The following is a 23,458-nucleotide window of genomic DNA, read 5'->3' as shown; positions in this document are numbered from 1 at the left end:
AGCTTAGGGCCTTCGGAAAAGCCCGCCGCCCGCGAGCCCGGAAGGCTCCGGGTCGGCGTCGGCCGAGGTCTGCGTGGCGGCCGGGCTCGACGGCGGGTCGAAGACCGAGGTGGGCGTCGGCACCGGCGGCATCGTCAGGGTCGGGGTCGCGGATCCCGAGGCGGAGGCCGACGGTACGCCGGAAGTCGGCGCGACGCTCGGCGAGCTGGGCGCCACGGACTCGACGACCGACACCGGCTCGGGGGCGCGCGGTGTCCAGGAGGTGAGCGAGCCGGACGCCGGCGAGGTCGCCGTGGCGGGAGCGGCACCGAAGGCGCCCTCGCCGACCGGCGCGCTCACCGACGGCGGTGCGGCGTTCGGCGTACCGAGCGTCCAGCCGACGGCGACGGCGAACGGGAGGCCCAGGGCCACGATGCCGAAAAAGACTGATTTGGGGGAGAGCCGCACGTGTGAACACCGGTCGAGCGGCGAAAAGGTTACGGCGTGACCGGATTCATCGAAGAATCGGCCGTCCGTCCGCTTGATCAGCCGTCGCGGAACCCGGTACTGTCCACCGGCTCGCATTCATTGCGGCCACTTTCACGGGGAGAGAGATGATCACCGGACGTTCGCGCGGTCTCGCCGCGATGCTGACGCTCGCCCTCGGCTCCGGCACGGTGGCCGGCGCCGGTCTGCTCGGCTCGCCGGCCTTCGCCGCGGGTACGGGCAGCTACAAGCTCGACACCACGGCCCTCGCGCCGGGCCAGCAGGTCACGCTGACCCAGACGGCGTTCGAGGACAGCACCCCGGACACCCCCGCCACCGTCACGGTCGCCTGGGGTGACGGCAAGACGTCGACGCTCGAGAGCGGGTCGACCAGCGTCAAGCACGCGTACGCGGCAGCCGGCACGTTCACCGTCGCCGTCTCGATCGCCGACGACGGGGCGACCACCGCCGGCACGGTCAGCAACGCGACCGTCAAGGTGGCCACCACGACGTTCAAGTTCAACCCCACCTGGAACTGGACCTGGCCGGACGGCGGTCACGAGGCCAACCTCCAGCTCTCCGGCATCCCGAGCAACACCACCCGGGTCTGGGTGGCCTGGGGCGACGGCGAGACCAGCCTGGTCAACAAGGCGAACACGTCGGTCAAGCACTACTACGGCTTCGGCACGTTCACCGCGAAGGTCAAGCTGGAGAGCCCGCAGGGCACGGTCGAGAAGTCGGCGGGCACCTACTCGCTGCGCGTGGACTCGACCGCGCCCACCGCGACCCTGAAGGTGCCCAGCAGCCCGAAGAAGGCCTCCTCCTGGAAGACCATCCAGGGCACCGCCAAGGACGGCCAGATCGGCATGGACGCGGTCGGCGTGCAGCTCTGGAAGTGGACGTCCACGAAGGACTACTACTACAACTGGTCCACCGCCAAGTGGGTCAAGTACACCCCGGGCAGCACCACCATCCCGAACTCGGCGCTCAAGTGGGTCACCGTGAGCTCCAGCGGCGTCTGGAAGGCGAACGTCGCGGGCCTCTCGAAGGGCTACACCCTGGAGGTCGACTACGTGGCCGTGGACAAGGCCGGCAACGACAGCGGCCTCAAGTACAAGCAGCAGAAGCTCACCAGCTGACGCGGCCGACGACGAGTAGCCCGGACCCCCGAGGTCCGGGCTACTTCGCGTTCAGGAACGTGGAGATCAGCTCTCGCAGCTCCCGGCGCTGCGTCCAGAGCACGGCCGGCCGGTCGTAGACGTGCAGCCGCGCGCCGGGCAGCAGCCCGGCCAGGCGCTCGGCCCAGGCCGCCGGGTGCAGCTCGTCGCCGGCACAGCCGATCACGAGCGCTTCTCCCCGGTACGCCCGGAGCGCGCCGACATCCGCAACAGCCGGCTCCCGCCACAACGTCGCCAGCTCCGGCGCCAACCCGTCGCGCAGCAACTGCTCGACGCGCTGCCTGAGGAAGCTCCAGCCGGTCGGTGTGTTGCGGACGGACGGCGGCAGCTCGGGCTCGACCGCCGACGCGACCGCGGCCGCCTCCCCTGACTCGACCGCCGCGAGGAGCCGTTCCAGCCGCTCCTCGGCAGCCCGCGGCCGTACGCCGTCCAGCGGTGCCGGCAGGTAGCAGACGATGCGGTCGAACCGGCCGGGATCGTCGGCGAGCAGCCGGCAGAGCGCCCCGGCGCCCATGCTGACCCCGAGTGCCCGGGTGGCCCCGGCGTGGTCGGCGACGGCCCGTAGGTCGGCGGCCAGGTCGGCGAAGCCCCAGGGTCCCGGCGGGGCGCCGGAGCGGCCGTGGCCCCGGAAGTGGAAGAACACCCGCCGCCCGGCCACGGCGCTGCCCAGCGGGCGGGTGCCGGTGATGTCGCCGGCGAGCCCGTGCGCGAACACGGTGACCGGGTCGCCGACGCCGGTGACGAGCTGCTCGACGCGTACGCCGTGCGGGGTGCCGATCAGCTCGGTGGGCGCCGAGGGGAGGGTGGGACGGCCGGCGCGCGGTGCGGTCGGGCCGGGTCGCGAGGTCCGCGGGCCGCCGTCGGGGGGAGGCGGCCGGCGGAACCTCACCAGAAGCCCTTGCCGTCCGACAGGTCGCGCAGGCCGGGCCGGACGTCGAGCAGGTAGATCAGGGCGGCCGCGACGCCGATCAGGGCGAACAGGCCGGTGGCGCCGAACAGGAGCGTCAGTGCCATGCAGACCGCGAGGATGGCGAGCCAGGCACCCTTGGGCAGGGTGCCGATCGCCTGGAAGCCGTCGCCGCGCTGGGTGACGCAGTGGATGAAGGCGACGGCTTGCACGACCATCGAGCCGATCAGCACGAGCACGTCGATGTAGAACCTGACGTCGAGGAAGAACAACGGCGCGCTGGAGACCATGGTGACGAGTCTATGCCGCGGGCCCCGGCTCGCACCGGGGCCCGCGGATCATCACATCGAGGTGTCGGCCTGCGTCACTCGGCGGCCGGGCGGGAGGCGCGCTTGCGCGGCTTCGGGGCCGGGGTCGCGGGAGCGGCCTCGACGGCCTTCGGCTCCTCGGTGGTCTCCATGTCGGCGTTGACGACCTCGGCGGCCTCGACGACACCGGTGCCGACGACGCGCTCGCCGCGGGCCACGAGGGCGGTGTACGCGGCGACGGCCCGCTCCTGCGCCACCTGCACGAAGGCCAGGGCGCTCGAAGCAGCGGTGTCGCGCAGCTTGTCGAAGTCGGTGGTGGACGCCTTGTCCTTCAGCGAGGTCGCGGTGGTGCCGGCGGCGTCGTTCGCGATCTTCAGCGAGGCGACGGCCCGGTCGCTGAGCTCGCTCACCACGGCGGGCAGCTTGCGCAGCTCCTGCCAGGCCAGGTCACCGGCCCCGGCGGCGGCGTAGAGCGGGGCGGGGATGCGGGTGTTGGTCTGCTCGGGCATGTCTTCTCCTAGGTCATTCGGCAGGCGGGGTGGCGGGCTTGGTGGCGGGCGGCGGCGCCGCGCCGTCCTCGACGACGGCGACGTCGCGCATCGCGGCACGCAGCGCCTCGTCCTCGTCCGGGAAGTCGGCGTCGGGCTCGACCTCCGGCTCCGGCTCGGTCTTGGCCTCGGACGCGTGGCGGGCGTTCTCGTTGCGGAACGTCTCGTAGATCTGCGACAGCGACTGCTTCTGCGCGATCGTCAGCTCCGGGTCGACGGCGATGGCGGCCAGCACGCCCTGCTGGCCCTCACCGTCGAGCAGGCCGGCACGCAGGTACATCGCGGGCGTCGACACCCGCAGCGCGCTGGCGAGCTGCTGCAGCACTTCGGCGCTGGGCTTGCGCAGGCCCCGCTCGATCTGGCTCAGGTACGGGTTGCTCACACCCGCCCGGTCGGCGAGCTGCCGGAGCGAGATCTTCGCGGTCTGCCGCAGGTCACGGATGAACGAGCCGATGTCCTGGGGCAGATCCTTACCGGTGGCCATGACGAGAACGGTAGTCCGGACCGCTAGCTGTTGCAAGCAAAACGCTAGCAACAGTTAGCGTGAACCCGGTCACCAGGTCGTACGCACCTCGCCGACCCGTACGCCGCCGCCCAGCACCGGCACCGTGGCCAGCTCGTCCAGCACCGGGGCCGCCACCCCGAGCCGGCGCAGCGCGGAGACCAGCACGGGCATCCGCGCCCGCATCGCGCCGTCCTCGATCTTGATCGCCACGGCACCGACCTCCGGGATGCCCACGGCGACGACGCCCTCCGCACCGCCCTTGGCCAGCAGCCCGGGGACGCCGTGCATCAGCAGCGTGTCGTCCTGCCCGGTGCCGGCGACCAGCTCAGGAGCGGCCCGGACCGCGTCGGCGACCTGGCGCTCGTACCCGCCCGGCGCCGACGCCAGCCGGAGGAAGCCGCGCGCGAGGGCGGTCAGCGAGAAGCCGAGGACCGGGGCGCCGCAGCCGTCCACCCCGGTCGCGGCGATCGGCTCCCCGACCAGGTCGGTCACCGCGTCGGCGAGGGCCACCTGAAGCGGATGCTTGGCGTCCCGGTAGTCGTCGAGCGGCCACCCGTTGGCGACACAGGTGGCCAGCATCCCGGCGTGCTTGCCGGAGCAGTTCATGAAGATGCGCTCGGGCCCGCCGCCGGCGCGTACCACGGCGTCCCGCTCACTCTCGGACAGCGGGAGGGCGACCGGGCAGAGCAGGTTCTCCTCGGTGACGCCCGCGGCCCGCAGGATCGAGCGGACCCGGTCGACGTGGAACGGTTCGCCGAAGTGGCTGCCGCTGATCAGCGCGAGATCCGCGGGATCCGCGACCCGCAGCCCGGACCGCAGCATGCCGACCGTCTGCATCGGCTTGTTGGACGAGCGGGGGAAGACGGGACCGGTCACGTCCCCCGCCGAGGCGGCCACCGCCCCGGAGGCTTCCAGCACCACCACCGAGCCGTGGTGGACGCACTCGACGAAGCCCGAGCGTACGACCTCGGCCAGGATCATCGGGCCGGCACCCCGAGCAGCTCGCGCGCCTCGGCGGTGGTCAGCGGCGGGCGCTGGGCGAGCTGGGCGAACCCGACGGCGCGGGCCACGAGCTGCATGTTCGACTCGACAGCGCGGCCCTTCGCGTACGTGATGGTGTCCTCCATGCCGACCCGCAGATGCCCGCCGGCCGACAGCGACGCCAGCATGACCGGGATCGTGCTGCGGCCGATGCCGGTCGCGGAGAAGGTGGTGCCCTCGGGCAGGTCCCGGATCGCGCGGTGGCACGCCACGAGCGCCTCGGCGGTGCCCGGCATCCCGCCCGGGACGCCCATCACCAGGTCCAGGTGCACGTGGCCGCCCGACGGCAGGCCGTGCTGGGCGAGGAGCCGCTGCAGCGAGGTGAGCTGGCCCAGGTCGAAGATCTCGTACTCGGGGACGATGCCGCGCTCCTGCATCCGGGTGTGCAGGTCGACGATGAACTCCCAGCGGTTCATGAAGACGCCGTCGCCGAAGTTGACCGTACCCATGGTGCAGGAGGCCATCTCCGGCCCGGCGTCGAGCACGGCGAGCCGGTCCGCCTCCGGATCGGTGACCGCGCCGCCCGAGGAGAGCTGGACGATCAGGTCCGTCGACTGCCGCAGCGCGGCCACGGTCTCGCGCAGCCGGCCCTGGTCCAGGGTCGGCTCGGCCGCGTCGTCGCGGATGTGGACGTGGATGATCGCGGCGCCCAGCGCCTCGCACTCCTTGGCGGTGGCCACGAGCTCGTCGATCGTCACGGGCAGCGCGGGTACGGCTGCCTTGCTGCTCTCCGCGCCGGTGGGCGCGACGGTGATCAGGGTCCCGGTCATAACCGTGATCCTGCCATGAGGAATCGTTCAGGAGCCGCCGCCCGCGAAGGATCAGCCCACGTCGATAGCGGCGGCCGACTCGGCGACCGTGAGCCGCGCGTCGTCGGCCACGTTGCGCTTGAGCACCGCGAGCGCGATCATGCCGAGCTCGTGGTGGCGGACCGCGGTGCCGACGAAGCCCACCTCCCGCCCGTCCAGGGTGACCGGGGTGCCCTTGGCCGGCGGCTGGTCGGTCGCCACCCCGTCCAGGTGCAGCAGGACCAGCCGGCGCGGCGGGCGGCCGAGGTGATGCACCCGGGCGACGGTCTCCTGCCCGCGGTAGCAGCCCTTGTCGAGGTGCACGGCCGGCGCGACGAGCTCCGCCTCGGCCGGGATGGTGCGGTGGTCGGTCTCCCAGCCCAGCCGCGGGATCCGGTGTGCCACCCGCACGGCCTCGTACGCCCACAGCCCCGCCCGCGGCACATCGGCGAGCCGGTCGAGCACTCCCTGCACGTTGCCGCGGGGCACCAGCAGGTCGACGCCGAGCCTTCCGCGCCGCGCCAGCCCGCCCTCGAAGCGGCGTACGTCGTACAGAGCGGTGGGCGCCCCCGGCACGGAACCAGCGGCGAACTTCGGGCCCGGCACGTCGAAGACGCGGGGAGCCGCCAGGTCGAGGTCGAGCAGGCGCGCGACGGCCGCCGGGGCGTCCGGGCCCACCAGCGACAACACCGCGATCTCGGCGGTGGCGTCCCGCGGCTCGACCCGGGTGAAGAACCGCATCATCTCCAGGTACTTGAGCAGGCCCTCGCCCGCGCCCGGCTCGGTGTCCAGCCAGGCGGTGGTGCCGTCCTCGGCGACCAGCGCGTGCTGCTCGACGTGCCCGTGCGGGGAGAGCACCAGCAGCTCGGTGCCCTGGCCCGCGCGCAGGTCGCTGAGGTGCTGGGTGGTGAGGGTGTGCAGCCAGCTCGCCCGCTCCTCGCCCGGCACGGCGAGCACGTCGCGGTTCGACCGGTCGACCAGGCCGACGGCGGTCTCCAGCGTGCGCTGCTCCCGCATCGGGTCGCCGTAGTGGGCCGCGACGGCGGCGTCGGCGGATCCCGGCTCGAGATCCCCGACGAGGACCGTGGTCATGAGGACTCCTTGCAGTCGCCGCAGACCCCGAAGAGCGACACGTGCCCGACGTCGACCCGGAAGTCGCGCTCGTCGAGCAGCCTGGCCGTGACCGGCTCCATGATCGACGGGTCGACCTCGTCGACCGAGCCGCAGGTCCGGCACACCAGGTGCACGTGCTGGTCCTCGCCGGCCGGATGGTACGTCGGGGAGCCGTGCGACAGGTGGGTGTGGCTGACGAGGCTCAGATCCTCGAGCAGCTCGAGCGTGCGGTAGACGGTGGTGATGTTGACGCCGGCGGCGCGTTCCCGCACGGTCTGGTGAATCCGCTCCGGCGTGGCGTGGCCGAGCTCGTGGACCGCCTCCAGGATGAGCTGGCGCTGCGGGGTGAGACGCAGGCCGCGCTCACGGAGCATCTCGGCGAGGGATGTGGCGGACACGCTATGAGCATAGTTCGCGCAGCGATACCCTCCGCGACGTGAGCGCGCCCTTCATCGTGATCCCGGGCTCAGGCGACTTGACGCACGCGGACCGGGGACTCCTCTACGGCGAGGGCGTCTTCGAGACCGTGCACCTGCGCCCGACCGGCCCCTGGCTCCTGGACGCGCACCTGGCCCGGCTGGCCCGGTCCGCCGCGGCGCTCGGCCTGGCGGTGCCCGGCGGCGTCGCGCAGCTCGCGGACGGCTTGACCCACGAGGACGGCGCGCTGCGGCTGGTGGTCACGCCGTCGACCTCGTTCGCCACGGTGACGCCCGTCCCCGAGACGATCCGCCGGGAGCGCCGGGACGGCATCCGGCTCATCACCCACGACATCGGCGTCCGGCCGCCGTGGTCGCTGTCGGCCGCCAAGACCCTCTCGTACGCCGAGAACCTGGCGGCGAAGCGCTGGGCGGCCCGGCAGGGCGCCGACGACCTGCTGTGGCTCGCCGGCGGATGGGCGCTCGAGGGCCCGACCGCCAGCCTCGTCTGGCTCACGGGCGACACCTTGTGCACCGTTCCGGCGGGCCCGACCGGCATCCTGCCCGGCACGACGGCCACGCACCTGCTCGAGCGGGCGGCCGACGCCGGTCTGCGCGCCGAGGAACGCATGATCACCGCGGCGGAGCTGGCGGACGCGGACGCGATCTGGCTGACCAGCTCGCTGCGCGGGCTCGCCGAGGCGCGGTCGCTCGACGGGCGGGCCCGCGCGGCGTCGCCGTGGACGCCGCGCCTGCTCGACGTGCTGGGGTTCAGCCGCCCACGCGGGTGAGCCGGGCCGACAGGTGCGGCTTGAGCTTCTCGCCGTTCGCCGACATCTCGTGGGCGTACAGCAGGGCGCCCTCGACGATGCCGAACAGCCGGTGGCCGCCCGTGACCGCGAGACCGGAGGCGGTGTGCCCGACGCCGGCGGTCGCCATCTCCAGCCGGGTGCCCGTGGCCTCGCCCTCGTACAGCTCGATGACCCCGTGCTGGGTGGTCAGCGTCGCTTCCATCTCGTCGGTGGGACGCCCGTCGGCGTTGAGGACGGGACGCCAGAAGCCCACCTCGCGGTCGCCCATGCCGATCGGCTTCGACCCGTCGTCGAGCAGCCAGATGCGCGACTCGTACGCCAGGAACGGCCGCCCGTCGTGGCTGATCCGGATCTCCTGGGCGAAGTTGTAGTCCTCCGCCTCGGGGAACCCGCCCTGGCCGCGGCCCCGCCACAGCCCGATGAACGGCAGCAGCCCGAGCAGCGCGGGGTGCAGGTCCGGGCCCTGCCGCAGGTCGTGCGTGTCCTCGTACGGGTAGTCCTCGACCGGCGGCGCGTTCAGCCAGGGCGGTGGGCCCAGCGGGTTCTCCGTCTCACTGCTCACCAGCGTCCCCTTGCAATGCGCATCGCCAGATAGCCCAAACCGCCGGCCAGAGCGCCCATACCGGCGACCAGCAGGCTCACGTACCCGATCTCCGTAACCATGACGGAGCCATCCTATGCTGACCGGCATGGCCCGCCTTCTCGTCGTCAAGACCACCGCCGGCGCCGACGCCCCGGAGCGCTGCTCACAGGCGTTCACGGTGGCGAGCACGGCGGCCTCCTCCGGCGTGCCGGTGTCCTTCTGGCTCACCGGCGAGTCGGCGTGGTTCGCGCTGCCCGGCCGGGCGGCGGAGTTCGACCTGCCGCACGCCGCCCCGCTGCCCGACCTGCTGGACCTGCTCCTCGAGGCGGGCACGGTGACGCTCTGCACGCAGTGCGCGGCCCGCCGGGACATCGGCCCGGACGACGTCCTGCCGAAGATCCGGATCGCCGGGGCCGCCGTCTTCGTCGAGGAGATCATGTCCGAGGGCGCCCAGGCGGTCGTGTACTAGGGGGTTAGCCGCCACTTCTGGTTGTCGAGGTTCAGGTCGCCCCACTGGGTGACGGGCGCGCCGTCGGCCGTGGACCGGCCCGAGACCTCGAGAAGCTTGCCGCTGTGCCGGGCGACCACCTTGAAGACGCCCGGCCCCGCCCAGGCGAGCCGCCACTGCTGGTTGGTCCCGCCGACGTAGTCCCACTGCACGACTCGCGCACCGTCGGCCGTGGAGACGCCGCTGACGTCGACGCACTTGCCCGTCAGGTCGCTGAGGATCCGGAAGTGCCCGCCGCCGGCGTCCTCGAACCGCCAGCGGTGGTCGGGGGTGCCGGTCGCCGGCCACTGGGCGAGCTGGGCACCGTTGGCCGCGGACATGTCCTGGATCGCCAGCACCTTGCCGGTGTGCGTCACCTGCAGCCGGACCGTCCCGTCCGGGATCAGCCGCCAGTTGTGGTCGGCCGTGCCGTTGTCGGCGTACTGGACCACGTTCGCCGAGTCCGCGGTCGACATGCCGGACACGCCGAGCACCTTGCCGGAGTTCTTGTTCCTGATGCGGACGTATCCGGTGCCGTTGTCGACGACCTGCCACAGGTGGTCCGCGGTGCCGTTGTCGTCGAACTGCACCACCTGCGCCGAGTCGGCCGTGGACATCTGGTCGACGCCGAGGACCTTGCCCGAGTTGACGCAGCGGATGCGGACGTACCCGTCGCCGTTGTCGACGAGCTGCCACAGGTGGTCCGCGGTGCCGTTGTCCGCGAACTGCACCACCCGGGCGCTGTTCGCCTGCGACATCTGGTCGACGCCGAGCACCTTGCCGCTGTTCTGGTTCTGGATACGGAAGGCGGCTCCGGGCGGCACCCACGGCTTACCGTCGCCGATCCGCGGGAACGCGGTTATCCGGAGCCGGGCCGCGCCCATCGGGATCAGGGTCACGGTCTCGACCGGCTCGGTGGACGGGGTCGGGCTGTCCTGCAGCGGGGTGACGATCTGGTCGGCGTCCGCGATCCACCCCGGGAGCCTGCGCGCCGGTGTGGTGATCCGGATCGGCGCGGTGGCCGGGGTGAACGGGTCGTCGGCGTTGCCGAGCCCGGTCGTCACCGCGAAGCTCGTCGCGCCGTCCAGCCCGTAGTTCCACGCCGAGCCCGGCCGGACCTCGCTCGTCGGCCACGCGTCGGTGCCGCCCGTGCGAGCCCAGTTCTCGGTGATGGCCAGCGAGAACGTGAGGGCGCCGAAGCTCACCGAGACGGCGTTGTGGTTGGCGGTCCAGGTCTTCAGCCGCGTCTGCATGGGCAGCCGCAGGACGATCCGGTCGCCGTTCGCCCAGGTCCGGCTGATCTTCGCGTACGCCGGGCCGCCGCCGACCGCCACGGGGGTGCCGTTCACCGTCGCCGTGGGCGCCGCGCACCAGCCGGGGATACGTAGGTACAGCGGGAAGGTCAGGGGCTTGGGGGCGGTCAGCGTGTAGGTGATCGTGTCGGAGAACGGGTATGTCGTGTCGGCCACGATGCTGATCCCCGTACCGTCGGCGACCTCGGCGGTGACCCGCGACGGACCGTGCAGGTTCGCGACCAGGCCGCCGTCGGGGGTGGCGGCCCACATCTCCTCGACGTAGTACGGCCAGCCCATGCCGTAGTTGTGCGGGCAGCACCGGTAGTTGTCGATGCCGAGCATGTACGCCTGCATGGCGAACCCGTTCTGGAACTGCCCCTGGCTGCCCGCGCGGTCCAGCAACGCGATGCTGTTCGCGCTGGTGATGTAGTGGATGCCCTTCTGCTTCGGGTCGAGCGATGCGGGCAGCGAGTTGAAGGCCAGGTCCTCGACCCGGTCGGCCCACACCGGGTCGCCGGTGATCCGGCTGAGCATCTCGTGGCTCGCCATGAGCTCGACGATGCCGCAGGTCTCGAAGCCCTGCCGCGGGTCCCCGAAACCGGGCCGGGCGTTCTCGTCGCCGGCGAACCCGCCGCCCGGGAACTGGCCGAACCTGCTCATGATGGCGTCGTAGTCCTGGTAGCTGGCCTGCCGGTGGGCGGCGTCGCCGGACAGGACGGAGTAGACGGCCGGCTCGCGGAACCCCTGGGCGAGGTTGACGTTGTGCAGCGTCGGCAGGTTGTTCAGGTAGTTCGCCGAGTTGGCGTGGATCTTGCGGGCGAGGTCGAGCAGGAAGGCGTCGCCGGTCCGGTTGTAGGTCCAGAACACCACCTCGAGCGTGTCCGCCCAGCGGTAGCTGCCCCAGCTCTGGGAGAAGACGCCGGTGCCCTGAGCATCGACGAACCGGAAGAAGCGGGTCAGGAACGGCACGATGCGGCTGTCGCCGGTGAACTCCTGGTACGTCCGGACGGCGTGCAGCATCGGCATGTGCGGCCAGAGGTCAGGGCCGTTGTTGAGGCTGGTCCGCAGGCCGGTGGGGCCGAAGTAGCCGTCGGCGGCCTGGGTGGCGAGCACGCCGTCGATCCAGCGCCGGGTCTCGTCGATCACCCGGGTGTCGCCGGTGACGTAGCCCAGGCTGCTGAAGCCCTTGAGCCAGTACGGCAGCTCCTCCCAGCCGCCGAGACCCGGGTGGATCCAGCCGCTGCTGTCGTACTGCAGGAAGTGCGAGATCTCGGTCATCCGCCCGTTGATCCCGTCGAGCTGGTAGCGCAGCTGGGTGGCGAGCCAGCCGGACGCCCGGGTCCGCCCGGGCGCGAGCCGGATGAAGGCGTCGGGCCGAAGGGGCGCACGGTTCACGACGTAGCGGGGAGCGGCCGCGGGGATCAGGTCCGGGAGTGCTGCCGCGGCGGGCACGGCGACGGCTCCGGCAAGAAACGTTCGACGATCCACAGCAGCCTCCGGGGGCGTGCGCTCCTGGTGGATTTTGTGCGAATGCTTGCGTGCCGTATCGTAAGTGGAGAGATTGGCGTCCGTCAATGTCACCGGCAGGAGGTGGTGGCGCTGACCCGCGCGGCGCCCTCACTGTCACTGACCATCACCGACACCTCGCCGGCCCGGTACGCCCACGCGTGCGGATCGGCCTGCACCACGAGCGCCCCGGCGACGACATCCCGCAGCGCCCGCCCGAGCGACTTCGGGGCCGCGAGGCCGGCCGCCGTCACCGTCGCCGCGGTCTTCCCGTTCGGACAGGCCACCTCCACGCTCGTGGCGGCGGCGTTCGCCCCGAGAGCCTGCATCGCGGCGGAGAAGGCGGCCGGCGGCTCGCCGGCCGGCGGCGGCGAGGGTGCGAGGTCCACTCCGTTCGCCAGCGGCCGGCAACCGGTCGACACCCGCAGCGCGAAGACCGACGAGCCCGCGTCCGCGGTCGCGTCCACACCGACGAACTCGCCGGCGTCGGCCCGCAGCACGTGCCGGGTGTCGGCGTCGTTGTGCCGGATCGCGGGCGCGTACTCCGGCGGCAGCGCCCGGGCGATCGAGTCGAGCACCCCCGGCGCCTGATCCGCGCGGACCCGGACGGTGACCTCCTGGAGCGCCTCGACGCCGGCCCGCACCGGCGTCAGCCCGCAGTCCCGGTCGAACCGCAACGCGCCGATCTCGATGGCGCGGTCCGGCCCGTCCGCGGCCGCGACGACCGCCCCGACGGCCTTCCGGACCACCGGCAGGGCAGCGGCGATGTCCCGCTGCTCGGGCACGGTCGGCGGATCGTGGCGCACCGACCAGACCGCCACCCCGGCGACGACCAGCGCCCAGACCGCCACGACCGGCCACCACCGCCGCTTCTTCACGGCGCCATGCTCGCACGGCCCCACCACGGACGACACGAAGGGCGGGACCCCCACGGGATCCCGCCCCTCGTCACAGAGCGTGGGTCAGGCGGCGACGTTCAGGCCGACCTCGTTCACCCCGCGGGCGGCGTCCACGGCGAGGTCGCCGTTGCCGAAGCGGGACAGGGCGCGCAGCGTCCACGAGCCCGGGGCGGCGAAGAAGCGGAAGACACCCTCGGGGGACGTCACCACCTCCGCGGTGAACTCACCGGTCGAGTCGAGCAGGCGGACGTACGCGCCGCCCACCGCCTCGCCGTCGGCGTTCTTCACGACACCCGTGATGACGGTTTCCTTCTGCAGGTCGACACTGGCCGGGATGGGAGCCGACTGGTCGGGCGCGGCGCAGCCGTCCGCGATGTTCGAGGGGGTGGTCATCGTGATCACGCCTTTCCGGGCTCGTCGCCGAGGGCGATCGGCACGCCGATGAGCGAGCCGTACTCCGTCCACGAACCGTCGTAGTTCTTCACGTTCTCCTGGCCGAGCAGCTCCTTGAGCACGAACCACGTGTGCGACGAGCGCTCGCCGATGCGGCAGTACGCGATCGTGTCCTTGCTGCCGTCGAGGCCCGCCTCGCCGTAGATCTTGGCGAGCTCGTCGTCCGACTTGAACGTGCCGTCCTCGTTCGCGGCCTTGCTCCACGGCACGCTGATCGCCGTGGGGATGTGACCGGCGCGCTGCGACTGCTCCTGCGGCAGGTGGGCCGGGGCGAGCAGCCGGCCGGCGAACTCGTCGGGGCTGCGCACGTCGACCAGGTTCTTCACGCCGATGGCCTGCACGACCTCGTCGCGGAAGGCACGGATCGACAGGTCCGGCGCCGACGCCTGGTACTGCGTCGCGGCCCGCTGCGGCAGGTCCTTGGTGTACGGCCGGGCGTCCAGCTCCCACTTCTTGCGGCCGCCGTCGAGCAGCTTCACGTCGCCGTGGCCGTACAGCTTGAAGTACCAGTACGCGTACGCGGCGAACCAGTTGTTGTTGCCGCCGTACAGGACGACGGTGTCGTCGTTGCTGATCCCGCGCTCGGAGAGGAGCGCGGAGAACTGCTCCTGGTTCACGAAGTCCCGGCGGACCGGGTCCTGCAGGTCCTTCTTCCAGTCGATCTTGATGGCGCCCGGGATGTGCCCGCCGTCGTAGGCGGTGGTGTCCTCGTCGACCTCGACGAAGACCACACCCGGGGTCTCCAGGTTCTTCTCGGCCCAGTCGGCAGAGACGAGTGCGGTGTCGCGACTCATCGCATTACTCCCTTGTCAGGTGAGAGATGGGGGTGAGTCGACGCGCGGGAGGAAAAGAGGTCGCACGCGCGCCGACCCGATGGAACGGATCACGGTTTGCGTACGGCGCCACTGCCGGGCGAAGAAATGCCGGATGGCCCCGTCAGAGGACAGGGCGACACAGGCAGGCGGCCACGCGGCACAGGTCGACCGCGCGCCTCTTGGTGAGCAACAGGCTCATGGGATCCGACCCTACCAGCGGTCTTACAGCCCGGAACACCACCGACCAGCATCCGGGATCGAGTCGGCCGTCACAGCCCTCGCCTTCACAGGCCCCCGGAGTTGAGTGACACGTCGCTGGCGCCCGCCGTCACCACGAGGCCCTCCGGCCGGGGGTCGACCTTCTGCACCTTGAGGCCCAGCGGCAGCGCCGGGACCTTGAGGTCGAGCGCCAGGTTCCGGACGTAGTTGTCGACGAGGTTGCGCACCAACGGCACGTTCGGCAGACCTTCGGCGGTGACGTCGGCGAACCGCACCTGCACCACGCCGTCCTTCACCTCGACCGTGGCCGTACCGGAGACGTTCCAGGTCTGGCCCAGCGCCTTGATCGGCGCCGTGCCGACCAGCTTGCCGTCCTTCTCGCTGAGCTGCAGCCCCTCCTGGTCGATCAGCTCCACCAGATCGGCGTACGCGATGGTGCCGGCGCCGGTGACCGTGCCCGCCACGATGTCGCCGTTGCCGGAGCGGACGGTGTCCAGCGGCGCGGTCACGTCCTTCGCCCGGATGTCGAGCAGCGGCATCTTGATCGTCTGACCGTTCCCGGCGGGCCCGGAGAAGCTGCGGAGCAGGATCTTGATCTCCTGGTACCTGCCCCGGACCACCTGGGTCAGGAACGGCACGCCCTCGACCGTGACGTCCGGCTGCTCCGACGTGGCCTTCTGGTCCTCGACCTGCTGGGCCACCCGGTCGCCGATCTCGCGCTCCGCGTACGACGCCGCGAACCGGTCCGCGACCAGGAGCGCCGCCGCGAGGATGAGCAGCAGGACCAGGAACGTGATCAGCAGCCGTCGGCCCCGGCGCTTGCGGGGGCGTGCCGACCCGTACACCTCAGTCACCCGGTCCTCCTCGTCCGACCCACAGGTGGGGCACCGTATATGCCCAATGCCAGGGCGCCCTACGCCAGGAACAGGACGGTCAGCGCGTACGTGACGGGCAGGGTGAGCGCGAACGCACCGAGCGGTCCCTGCATGTGCCGGGCCACCCAGAACGTCGGGGCCTCCCCTGCCATGCTCCGGCCGGCTTCCGAGTAGTTCACCGCGAGGTCGACGAGCCCGGCGATGCCCGCGGCGGCGAAACCCAGCAGCGCACCCCTGCCCGGGTTGAAGGGCACCAGCACGCTGCCCAGCCCGGCGGCGGCGAGAGTGCCGAGCATCGCCCCGAGGACAATGCCGGCGGCGCCCCGCGGCACCTGCGCGGCGATGCGCGGCTTCGGCCATACCGCATCGGTGAGGTGGGCGACCATCAACGCCGTCCCCACCGCGGTCATGCAGACCAGGATCGCCTGCGTGCCGACGGGCTTGCGGGTGAGCACGATGAGCAGCGCGAACGACACCACGCCGAACACGATCAGGAACGTGCCCCCGAGGCCGTCGCGCAGGCGCGCCCGGTCCTGGGCGCGGATCGCCTGTCCGGCGAGGGCCGCCACGAAGGCGGCGGCGGTCACGTACAGCAGCGGCAGCATGCCCGCCGGCTCCGTCGTCACCGCGAGCCGGTCGGCGAAGCCGCCCGCCACCGCGCACACGCCCGCAACGATCCCGGCAGCCGGCGGCCGGATCGCCATCGTGAAGGCCAGGACGTAGAGCAGCTGGACACCGAAGATCACGATCGCGTACGGCAACCGCGCGTCCGGCCCCGACGTCTGCGCCCCCAGGATCAGGCCGATGCCGAGCAGGACCGCGAAGCCGGCGATCGCCACCGACAGCTCCCGGCGCACCGGCGCGACCGGGATCTCCTCGTCGAGCTCCTCGTCCTCCGGCTCGTCGCGGCGCGGTGGGCCGGGCTCCTTCTCGGGGGCACCCGCGTAGAAACCGGACGACGACCGGCCCGGCGCGGCCCGGGCGATCTCCCGGGAGACGTCGTCGTCCCAGGCGTCGCTGTCGCGCGGGCTGGAGGGGAACACGCCTGCGATGGTGCCAGACCCGGGCGCGCACGTCCGCATCGCGTCCTCCACCGTTCGGCCGCCCCAGGGGTGTTCGTCACATCATGCGGCGTCGCCGACGGGGTGATCGAGCAGGTTAATCGGCTAAGGTATTCCCAGCCCACCCGTCGGTGACGCCGGGACGAGACCCTCCGGTTGCGTGTGCCATGAGCTACGCAGACCGGGTCACCCGAGGCGGCCGTCGCGCCGCGAGGATCGAGGTGAGTGTGGAAATCCTCCTGTTGGTGACCGCGCGCGCGGGTGAACCCTCCGCCGTGCTTCCCGCGCTGGACCTGCTGCCCCACTCCGTGCGTACGGCGCCTCGCGACGTGCGCACCCTGGTGTCGGGCCCCAGTCCGGACGCCGTGCTCGTCGACGCCCGCTCGGAGCTCTCCGAGGCCCGGGCCACCTGTCGCATGCTGCACGCGACCGGCATCGGGGTGCCGCTGTTCGCCGTCGTGACCGAGGCGGGGCTGATCGCCCTCAACGCCGACTGGGGCGTCGACGACGTCATCCTCGCCAGCGCCGGACCGGCCGAGGTCGAGGCCCGCCTGCGCCTGGGCGTCGGCCGCCTGACCAACGCGACCGCGGGCGCCGGCGGCTCCATCCGCGCCGGCGAGCTCACCATCGACCCGGACACGTACGCCGCCAAGCTCAAGGGCCGGCCGCTCGACCTCACCTACAAGGAGTTCGAGCTGCTCAAGTTCCTCGCCCAGCACCCCGGCCGGGTCTTCACCCGCGACCAGCTGCTCCGCGAGGTCTGGGGCTACGACTACTTCGGCGGCACCCGCACGGTCGACGTGCACGTGCGGCGGCTGCGCGCCAAGCTCGGCTCGGAGTACGAGTCGATGATCGGCACCGTGCGCCAGGTCGGCTACAAGTTCGTGGTTCCCCCGACCGGCCGCCAGCTCCCCGACAACGAGCCCGTCTCGATGCCGGTCTGAGTCCGGCGCCCATGACGGACGTACGGTCGGCGGACCGGCTCACCCCCGACGAGGCAGCCGGCGTGCTGACGGTGGCCGCCGCGGCGGACGAGGCCGACGGCGTCTATCCGCTGTCCGAGGACGGTGTGCTCGGGTTGCGTGGCACCACCCACCGCCACCTGCTGTCCGTGGCCGACGACGGCGACCTCGCCGGCTACGCCTATCTCTCGGGGACGTCGGGCGAGCTCGTCGTGCACCCCAAGCACCGGCTGCGCGGGCACGGCACCGCCCTGCTCGCCGCCGCCGGCCCGGGCGAGCTGCAGTTCTGGGCGCACGGCGACGAGCCGGCCGCGCGCGCCTTCGCGGACAAGGCGGGCTTCACCCGGTCCCGGGTGTTGTGGCAGATGCGCCGGCCGCTCGCCGACCTGCCCGACGTGCCGCTGCCCGAGGGGGTCCTGGTGCGCGCCTTCGTGCCCGGCGAGGACGACGCCGCGTGGCTCGGGGTCAACTCACGCGCCTTCGCGCACCACCCCGAGCAGGGCCGCTGGACCGAGAACGACCTGCGGTTGCGCTTCGCCGAGCCGTGGTTCGACCCGGCCGGGTTCCTGCTCGCCGTCGACCCCGCCGACGACAAGCTGCTCGGGTTCCACTGGACCAAGGTGCACCCGGCCGGGGGCGGCGAACCGGCCATCGGGGAGATCTACGTGCTCGGCGTGGATCCGGGCGGCCACCGCCGCGGTCTCGGCGCCGCGCTGAGCGTGGCGGGGCTGCGGCATCTCGCCGGCCGTGGACTGCACGACGCCCTGCTCTATGTGGACGAGTCGAACGAGGCGGCGGTCGCGCTCTACCGCCGCCTCGGCTTCGACATCCACTCCACCGACGTGCAGTACACGAGGTCCGCCTAGGACAGGTGCTACACCCGCCGCAGCTCGTGCAGCGTGGCCGCGGTGAGCCGGTGCGGCTCCTCGTCCGGCCGGACCAGGACGACGGTGCAGGCCGCAGCGTGGGTGAGCGCGGCGGTGAAGCTGCCCTCGGTGAACTGCGCGGCCGGTCCGCGCGGCGAGCGGCCCACGGCGACCAGCCGCGCCCGCACGTTGTCGGCGTGCTGGGCCAGCACCCGCCCGGCCGCCGCGTGGTCACCGACGCTCGTCAGGATCTGCCCGCTCGCCGCGACCCCGTGCCGGGCGAGCCGGTCCAGGTGCTCGCGGACCGCCGCGCGCGCGTGCTCCGCGTCCTCGGGCTCGACGGCCAGCTCCTCCACGACCACGGTCTCGCGCACCCGGACGACCTCCAGCGGGCTGCCGTGCTCCCGCGCCAGAGCGGCGGCAGCGTCGACGATCTCGGCCGCGTCCGGCGTCGCACCGACCGCCACCACGACCGGACGCGACTGCCCGCCTGCCACGACCCCGACCGGTTCGAGCACCGGCGCCGGCTCCGCCTCCCCGGACTCCGCGGCGGTGACGAGACGGTGGCCGGAGGCCAGCACGGGGATCGCCAGCAGGAACGCCACTCCACCCACATAGAACGGGACGCTGAGGTCGGTCGCGTCGGCGAGCTTGCCCGCCACGAACGGCGCCAGCCCGCCCCCGATGAACCGGACGAACCCGTACGCCGACGAGGCCACCGACCGCTCCACCGGCGCCACCAGCATGACCGCCTGCGTGGTGAGCGTGTTGTTGATGCCGATGAAGGCACCGCTGACGATCACGGCGACGATGACCGTGGCCGGCGTGGTGACCCCGGCGGCGATCACCACCATGACGATCGCCAGCGCGACCATGTTCGCGTACAGCACGGGCGCGGTGCCGAAGCGGGCCTGCAGGCGCGGCGCGACGAAGACGCTGAAGAGGGCGACCAGCAGTCCCCAGCCGGTGAAGACCAGGCCGAGCTCGTGGGCGTGGAGCTCCATCGGGTAGGGCGCGTAGCCCAGCATCGTGAAGAAGCCCCAGTTGTAGAGCAGCGCCATGAGGCCCATGGTCAGCAGGCCGCGGTGCCGCAGGGCTCGCAGCGGCGCGGCCAGGGACGTCGGCTGCCGCGGCTTCGGCAGTGCGGGTACGAACAGCAGGGTGGCGATCATGGCGATGGCCATCAGGACGGCGACGCCGAAGAACGGGCCGCGCCAGCTGATGCTGCCCAGCTCGCCGCCGAGCAGGGGGCCGACCGCGATGCCCAGGCCGAGCGCCGTCTCGTACAGGATGATCGCGCCGGCGAACCCGCTGGTCGCGGACGCGACGATGACGGCGAGGCTGGTGGCGATGAAGAGAGCGTTGCCCAGCCCCCAGCCGGCCCGGAAGCCGACGATCTGCCCGACCGTGTCGGAGGTGCCGGCCAGGGCGGCGAAGACGACGATGATCGCGAGGCCGGTGACCAGGGTGCGCTTGGGACCGATGCGGCTGGCGACGGCGCCGACCACGAGCATCGCCACCGCGGTCACGACCAGGTAGCTGGTGAACAGCAGGGAGACCTGACTGGGCGAGGCGTGCAGGTCGTCGGCGAGCGCGGGCAGGATCGGGTCGACCAGCCCGATGCCCATGAACGAGATGACGCAGGCGAACGCGACCGCCCACACGGCACGCGGCTGACGGAACGGATTGGCGGCACTCATAGCTGTATTATGCAGCCTTTTGTGCATTGACGGACAGTGACGAGGGCCACGCCAGGTTAACGGAAATGGTTGGACATTACGGTCAGTCGTCCCTCGGTTCACGTAACGGACAACCCCTCCTCAGCCCAAGGCAACGAACAAGGGCCGAACCGTTCACCCTTCGTTCATTTAGGCCCGGGAAGCCGGTCACCTGGCGCTCCTAGCTTTCCGGGTGTGCCGATGAGACCTCGGCCCGTTCCGTTCGAAGGGAAAACCGTGAAGCTCCAGCGGTACTACGTTGCCGGCATTGCCTTGACGACCGCGCTCGCTCTGTCCGCGTGCGGCTCTGACAACACCGACACGCCCTCCGGCGCGGCCGCCTCCGCCGCCAAGGGCAACTGCGCCGCGGGCCAGCTGACGGCCCAGGGTTCCTCCGCGCAGAAGAACGCGATGGACGAGTGGATCAAGACGTACCAGGGCCAGTGCGGTGCCGACACCAAGATCGGCTACGAGGGCACCGGCTCCGGCGCGGGCATCCAGGCGTTCATCGCCGGCACCGCCGACTTCGCCGGCTCGGACTCCGCCCTCAAGCCCGAGGAGCAGCCGCAGGCCGACGCCAAGTGCCAGGGCGGCCAGGCGCTCAACCTGCCGATGGTGACCGGCCCGATCGCGGTCGTCTACAACGTCGACGGCGTGGACGACCTGCAGCTGTCGGCCCCGACCCTCGCCAAGATCTTCAGCAGCAAGATCACCAAGTGGAACGACGCGGCCATCGCCGCCGAGAACAGCGGCGTCAAGCTGCCGGACACCGCCATCCAGGCCGTGCACCGCTCGGACGAGTCGGGCACCACCGACAACTTCACCAAGTACCTCAGCAAGACCGCCGAGGCCGAGTGGACGTTCGGCAACGCCAAGGCCTGGAAGGCCCCGGGCGGCACCGGCGCCAACAAGTCCGACGGCGTGGCCTCGCTGGTCAAGAGCACCAAGGGCACCATCTCGTACGTCGAGCTCTCCTTCGCCGAGAACAGCGACCTGAAGAAGGCGAAGATCAAGAACGGCGCGGGTGAGTACGTCGAGCTGACCGGCGAGAGCGCCGGCAAGACCATCGCGGGCGCCAAGATCGCCGGCACCGGCGACGACCTCAAGCTCGACATCGACTACGCCACCAAGGAGGCGGGCGCCTACCCGATCGTCCTGGTCACCTACGAGATCGCCTGCAGCAAGGGCAGCCCCAAGGCCGCGGCCATCAAGGGCTTCCTGAGCTACACCTCGAGCACCGGCGGCCAGTCCGCGCTCAGCGAGCTGGGCTACGCCCCGCTGCCCGAGTCGGTCCGCAGCAAGGTCGAGGCGTCGGTCGCCAAGATCTCCTGAACTACCGGCACCGCAGCGCACCAACCCCCCGACTAGACGACAGCGAGCGAGCGAATGGGTGACTATCCGTCCCGCTCGGCGAGCCCCAGCGCCGGCGGCCCGGGTGTGACAGCACGTCACATCGGGTCCGCCGGCAACGGCGTATCGCCGATCCCTCCCGATGACCGCCCACCGCTGGGTGGCGGAGGTGCCCTGCCCACCAAGGCCCGGTTCTCCATGGAGTCCGGGTTCCGGGGCCTCAGCACGGCCGCCGGCGCGATGGTGCTCGTCATCATCATCGCCATCGCCATCTTCCTGATCAGCAAGGCGGTTCCGGCCCTCGACGCCGACAGCGAGAACTTCCTCTTCTCCAAGGAGTGGTTCCCGAACGAGAACCCGCCCCGGTTCGGCATCGCCGCGCTGGCGTTCGGCACCCTGCTGACGTCCGTCATCGCGCTGCTGGTCGCGGTGCCGATCGCGCTGGGCATCGCGTTGTTCCTGTCGCACTACGCACCCAAGCGGCTGGCGACACCGCTCGGGTTCATCATCGACCTGCTCGCCGCCGTACCCAGTGTGGTGTTCGGTCTCTGGGGCCGCGACGTCTTCTCCCAGCCGGTCGCGGACCTCTCGGCCTGGCTGAACGAGTACTTCGGCCGGCTGCCGATCTTCGGTGGGGACGGCCCGTTCGGCCGCTCCATCCTGCTGGGCTCGCTGGTGCTCGCGATCATGGTGCTGCCCATCGTCACCTCGCTGTCGCGCGAGGTCTTCCAGCAGACCCCCGGCATGAACGAGGAGGCGGCACTCGCCCTCGGCGCCACCAAGTGGGAGATGATCCGCACCGCGGTGCTGCCGTACGGCAAGCCCGGTGTCATCGCCGCGGTGATGCTGGGCCTGGGCCGCGCGCTGGGCGAGACCATCGCCCTGGCGCTGACCCTCGGCACCACCTTCACGATCTCCTTCAACATCGTCCAGAGCGGCGGCAACTCGATCGCCGCCAACATCGCCAACACCTTCGGCGAGGCGACTCCCACCGGCCGCGGCGCGCTGATCGCCTCCGGTCTGGTGCTCTTCGCCATCACCCTGGTGGTCAACATGGCCGCGCGGGCGATCATCTACCGCCGCCGCGAGTTCCGGGACAGCGCGGCATGACCGACTGCACCGAGCTTCGCAAAGCGCGATTCCACGACGGCCTGGACAGCGAGGGCCAGGAGGGCATGTCCCAGGTGAGTGCAGAATGAGCCTTCTGGAAAGAGAAACCCCGGGCGTCGTCATGACGCCGGACCACATCCGGTCGCGGAAGCTGCCGGTCGCCGCCGACCTCGGCATCGCGGTCGTGGCCCTGCTGCTGTCCGCGGCGGTCGTGTACGGCCTCGGCATCGGCAACTGGGTGCTGGTCGTCGTCCTCGGCGTCGTCCTCTACCTGGTCGGCCTCGCCTTCGGGGCGAGCCGGATCGAGGGCAAGCGTTCCGCGCGCAACCGCATGTGGCGCGCGGCGATCTACGTCGCCTGCGTGCTGGCCATCCTGCCGCTCGCCTCGGTGGTGTGGACGCTCGTCTCCAAGGGCGCCGCCCGGCTGGACGCCGACTTCTTCGGCACGTCGATGAACAACATCGGGGCGCGCGATCCCAACGGCGGCGCGTACCACGCGATCATCGGGACGCTGGAGCAGGTCGGCCTCGCCACGCTGATGGCGGTGCCGCTGGGCGTGCTCGGCGCGATCTACCTGGTCGAGTACGGCCGCGGCCGGTTCGCCCTGACGGTCCGCTTCTTCGTCGACGTCATGACCGGCATCCCGTCGATCGTCGCCGGCCTTTTCGTGCTGGCGTTCTGGGTGCTCATCGTCAGCCCGTGGTTCAACAACGGCACGCCGCGCTTCTCCGGCTTCGCCGCCTCGCTGGCGCTGACAGTGCTGATGCTTCCCACGATCGTGCGGTCCACCGAGGAGATGCTCCGGCTCGTGCCGGGGCCGCTGCGCGAGGGTGCGTACGCGCTGGGAGTACCGCGGTGGAAGACGATCCTGAAGGTCGTGCTCCCCACCGCGCTGCCCGGCATCGTCACCGGCATCATGCTCGCCGTGGCCCGCGCGGCCGGCGAGACCGCGCCGGTGCTCCTGGTCGCGGGCGGCGCCGCGGCGATCAACATGGACCCGTTCGGCGGAAACCAGTCGTCGCTGTCGCTCTTCGTCTACCAGCAGGCCGGCGACGCCTCGAAGTACGCACCGGCCCGCGCCTGGACGGCGGCACTGACGCTCGTCGCCCTGGTCCTGCTCCTGACCATCGCAGCGAAGCTGCTCGCCCGCCGCAACCGACTGTCCTCCAGGTAAGAGG

Annotated in this window: 27 protein-coding genes; 8 read left to right on the top strand and 19 right to left on the bottom strand. The window is 71.7% G+C overall.

Annotated elements, in window-relative coordinates; translation table 11 throughout:
- Nucleotides 1–3: 3 nt before the first annotated feature.
- Complete coding sequence (locus tag AB0J80_RS01470; protein ID WP_364699086.1) at nt 4–447, bottom strand: hypothetical protein; 444 nt, start codon at nt 445–447, stop codon at nt 4–6.
- Between the two features lie 146 nt (nt 448–593).
- On the opposite strand from AB0J80_RS01470, the gene AB0J80_RS01465 reads away from it, so the two are divergent.
- Nucleotides 594–1,604, top strand: coding sequence for a PKD domain-containing protein (locus AB0J80_RS01465; protein ID WP_364699084.1), 1,011 nt, complete (start codon nt 594–596; stop codon nt 1,602–1,604).
- Nucleotides 1,605–1,644: 40 nt separating this feature from the next.
- On the opposite strand, the gene AB0J80_RS01460 is transcribed toward AB0J80_RS01465, so the two are convergent.
- The 8 genes from AB0J80_RS01460 to AB0J80_RS01425 form a co-directional block, all read right to left on the bottom strand.
- A complete protein-coding gene (locus AB0J80_RS01460) occupies nt 1,645–2,535 on the bottom strand; it encodes an alpha/beta fold hydrolase (RefSeq protein WP_364700140.1) in 891 nt (296 codons plus the stop codon).
- Complete coding sequence (locus tag AB0J80_RS01455) at nt 2,529–2,840, bottom strand: DUF2516 family protein (RefSeq protein ID WP_364699082.1); 312 nt, start codon at nt 2,838–2,840, stop codon at nt 2,529–2,531. The genes AB0J80_RS01460 and AB0J80_RS01455 overlap by 7 nt, the downstream gene beginning before the upstream one ends.
- Before the next feature lie 74 nt (nt 2,841–2,914).
- Nucleotides 2,915–3,367: a hypothetical protein gene (locus AB0J80_RS01450; protein WP_364699081.1), complete on the bottom strand. Its 453-nt coding sequence runs from the start codon at nt 3,365–3,367 to the stop codon at nt 2,915–2,917.
- A gap of 13 nt (nt 3,368–3,380) precedes the next feature.
- Nucleotides 3,381–3,890 (bottom strand): helix-turn-helix transcriptional regulator, encoded by a 510-nt coding sequence (locus tag AB0J80_RS01445; RefSeq protein WP_364699079.1) that lies wholly within the window; start codon nt 3,888–3,890, stop codon nt 3,381–3,383.
- A gap of 69 nt (nt 3,891–3,959) precedes the next feature.
- Entirely contained in the window at nt 3,960–4,892 is a 933-nt protein-coding gene (locus tag AB0J80_RS01440) for an asparaginase (RefSeq protein WP_364699077.1), read from the bottom strand.
- Complete coding sequence (locus AB0J80_RS01435) at nt 4,889–5,722, bottom strand: 3-keto-5-aminohexanoate cleavage protein (protein WP_364699075.1); 834 nt, start codon at nt 5,720–5,722, stop codon at nt 4,889–4,891. The genes AB0J80_RS01440 and AB0J80_RS01435 overlap by 4 nt, the downstream gene beginning before the upstream one ends.
- Nucleotides 5,723–5,773: 51 nt before the next feature.
- A complete protein-coding gene (locus AB0J80_RS01430; RefSeq protein ID WP_364699073.1) occupies nt 5,774–6,832 on the bottom strand; it encodes a folate-binding protein in 1,059 nt (352 codons plus the stop codon).
- Entirely contained in the window at nt 6,829–7,227 is a 399-nt protein-coding gene (locus AB0J80_RS01425; protein WP_364700139.1) for a Fur family transcriptional regulator, read from the bottom strand. The genes AB0J80_RS01430 and AB0J80_RS01425 overlap by 4 nt, the downstream gene beginning before the upstream one ends.
- Before the next feature lie 62 nt (nt 7,228–7,289).
- On the opposite strand from AB0J80_RS01425, the gene AB0J80_RS01420 reads away from it, so the two are divergent.
- Nucleotides 7,290–8,060, top strand: a complete 771-nt coding sequence (locus tag AB0J80_RS01420) for an aminotransferase class IV (protein WP_364699071.1) — start codon at nt 7,290–7,292, stop codon at nt 8,058–8,060.
- Here AB0J80_RS01420 and AB0J80_RS01415 read toward each other — a convergent pair.
- Together AB0J80_RS01415 and mtfM are read right to left on the bottom strand one after the other, a co-directional pair.
- Nucleotides 8,041–8,643, bottom strand: coding sequence for an FABP family protein (locus AB0J80_RS01415; RefSeq protein ID WP_364699069.1), 603 nt, complete (start codon nt 8,641–8,643; stop codon nt 8,041–8,043). The two genes, AB0J80_RS01420 and AB0J80_RS01415, sit on opposite strands and share 20 nt — an antisense overlap.
- Nucleotides 8,640–8,744, bottom strand: a complete 105-nt coding sequence (gene mtfM, locus AB0J80_RS01410; protein ID WP_364699067.1) for a small membrane protein MtfM — start codon at nt 8,742–8,744, stop codon at nt 8,640–8,642. The genes AB0J80_RS01415 and mtfM overlap by 4 nt, the downstream gene beginning before the upstream one ends.
- 14 nt (nt 8,745–8,758) lie before the next feature.
- Between mtfM and AB0J80_RS01405 the strand changes: the two genes are divergently transcribed.
- On the top strand, nt 8,759–9,133 hold the full coding sequence (locus tag AB0J80_RS01405; protein WP_364699065.1) for a DsrE family protein: 375 nt from the start codon (nt 8,759–8,761) through the stop codon (nt 9,131–9,133).
- Here AB0J80_RS01405 and AB0J80_RS01400 read toward each other — a convergent pair.
- From AB0J80_RS01400 to AB0J80_RS01370, 7 genes are all read right to left on the bottom strand, one after another.
- Complete coding sequence (locus tag AB0J80_RS01400) at nt 9,130–11,934, bottom strand: RICIN domain-containing protein (RefSeq protein WP_364699063.1); 2,805 nt, start codon at nt 11,932–11,934, stop codon at nt 9,130–9,132. The genes AB0J80_RS01405 and AB0J80_RS01400 overlap by 4 nt on opposite strands.
- Nucleotides 11,935–12,023: 89 nt before the next feature.
- The gene (locus AB0J80_RS01395) at nt 12,024–12,830 is read right to left on the bottom strand and encodes a hypothetical protein (RefSeq protein ID WP_364699061.1); all 807 of its coding nucleotides are present in this window, start codon (nt 12,828–12,830) and stop codon (nt 12,024–12,026) included.
- A gap of 84 nt (nt 12,831–12,914) precedes the next feature.
- Nucleotides 12,915–13,253 carry a DUF1416 domain-containing protein gene (locus AB0J80_RS01390; protein ID WP_364699059.1) on the bottom strand — a complete coding sequence of 113 codons (339 nt, stop codon included), beginning with the start codon at nt 13,251–13,253 and terminating at the stop codon, nt 12,915–12,917.
- Nucleotides 13,250–14,098, bottom strand: a complete 849-nt coding sequence (locus AB0J80_RS01385) for a sulfurtransferase (RefSeq protein ID WP_364699057.1) — start codon at nt 14,096–14,098, stop codon at nt 13,250–13,252. Before AB0J80_RS01385 ends, AB0J80_RS01390 begins: the two co-directional genes overlap by 4 nt.
- A gap of 142 nt (nt 14,099–14,240) precedes the next feature.
- Nucleotides 14,241–14,318 (bottom strand): Ms5788A family Cys-rich leader peptide, encoded by a 78-nt coding sequence (locus tag AB0J80_RS01380; protein WP_364700138.1) that lies wholly within the window; start codon nt 14,316–14,318, stop codon nt 14,241–14,243.
- An 85-nt stretch (nt 14,319–14,403) separates the two neighbouring features.
- Nucleotides 14,404–15,192, bottom strand: coding sequence for a DUF2993 domain-containing protein (locus tag AB0J80_RS01375; RefSeq protein ID WP_364699055.1), 789 nt, complete (start codon nt 15,190–15,192; stop codon nt 14,404–14,406).
- Between the two features lie 59 nt (nt 15,193–15,251).
- The gene (locus AB0J80_RS01370) at nt 15,252–16,256 is read right to left on the bottom strand and encodes a hypothetical protein (protein ID WP_364699053.1); all 1,005 of its coding nucleotides are present in this window, start codon (nt 16,254–16,256) and stop codon (nt 15,252–15,254) included.
- A gap of 239 nt (nt 16,257–16,495) precedes the next feature.
- Between AB0J80_RS01370 and AB0J80_RS01365 the strand changes: the two genes are divergently transcribed.
- Complete coding sequence (locus tag AB0J80_RS01365) at nt 16,496–17,218, top strand: response regulator transcription factor (RefSeq protein WP_364700136.1); 723 nt, start codon at nt 16,496–16,498, stop codon at nt 17,216–17,218.
- A gap of 11 nt (nt 17,219–17,229) precedes the next feature.
- Nucleotides 17,230–18,102: a mycothiol synthase gene (gene mshD, locus AB0J80_RS01360; protein WP_364699051.1), complete on the top strand. Its 873-nt coding sequence runs from the start codon at nt 17,230–17,232 to the stop codon at nt 18,100–18,102.
- A gap of 8 nt (nt 18,103–18,110) precedes the next feature.
- Here the strand turns inward: mshD and AB0J80_RS01355 are convergent, their stop codons facing one another.
- Entirely contained in the window at nt 18,111–19,802 is a 1,692-nt protein-coding gene (locus tag AB0J80_RS01355) for an MFS transporter (protein ID WP_364699049.1), read from the bottom strand.
- 255 nt (nt 19,803–20,057) lie between these two features.
- Here AB0J80_RS01355 and pstS point away from each other — a divergent pair, with 255 nt between their 5' ends.
- The 3 genes from pstS to pstA all read left to right on the top strand — a co-directional run bounded on the left by pstS (nt 20,058) and on the right by pstA (nt 23,454).
- Nucleotides 20,058–21,152, top strand: a complete 1,095-nt coding sequence (gene pstS, locus AB0J80_RS01350) for a phosphate ABC transporter substrate-binding protein PstS (RefSeq protein WP_364699047.1) — start codon at nt 20,058–20,060, stop codon at nt 21,150–21,152.
- A 54-nt stretch (nt 21,153–21,206) separates the two neighbouring features.
- Nucleotides 21,207–22,280, top strand: coding sequence for a phosphate ABC transporter permease subunit PstC (gene pstC / locus AB0J80_RS01345; RefSeq protein ID WP_364699045.1), 1,074 nt, complete (start codon nt 21,207–21,209; stop codon nt 22,278–22,280).
- Nucleotides 22,281–22,365: 85 nt separating this feature from the next.
- Nucleotides 22,366–23,454, top strand: a complete 1,089-nt coding sequence (gene pstA / locus AB0J80_RS01340) for a phosphate ABC transporter permease PstA (protein ID WP_364699043.1) — start codon at nt 22,366–22,368, stop codon at nt 23,452–23,454.
- Nucleotides 23,455–23,458 lie beyond the last annotated feature (4 nt).

The sequence above is a fragment of the Actinoplanes sp. NPDC049548 genome (assembly GCF_040676695.1).
Taxonomy (GTDB): Bacteria; Actinomycetota; Actinomycetes; order Mycobacteriales; family Micromonosporaceae; genus Actinoplanes.
This window is presented reverse-complemented; position numbering and strand designations above follow the sequence as displayed.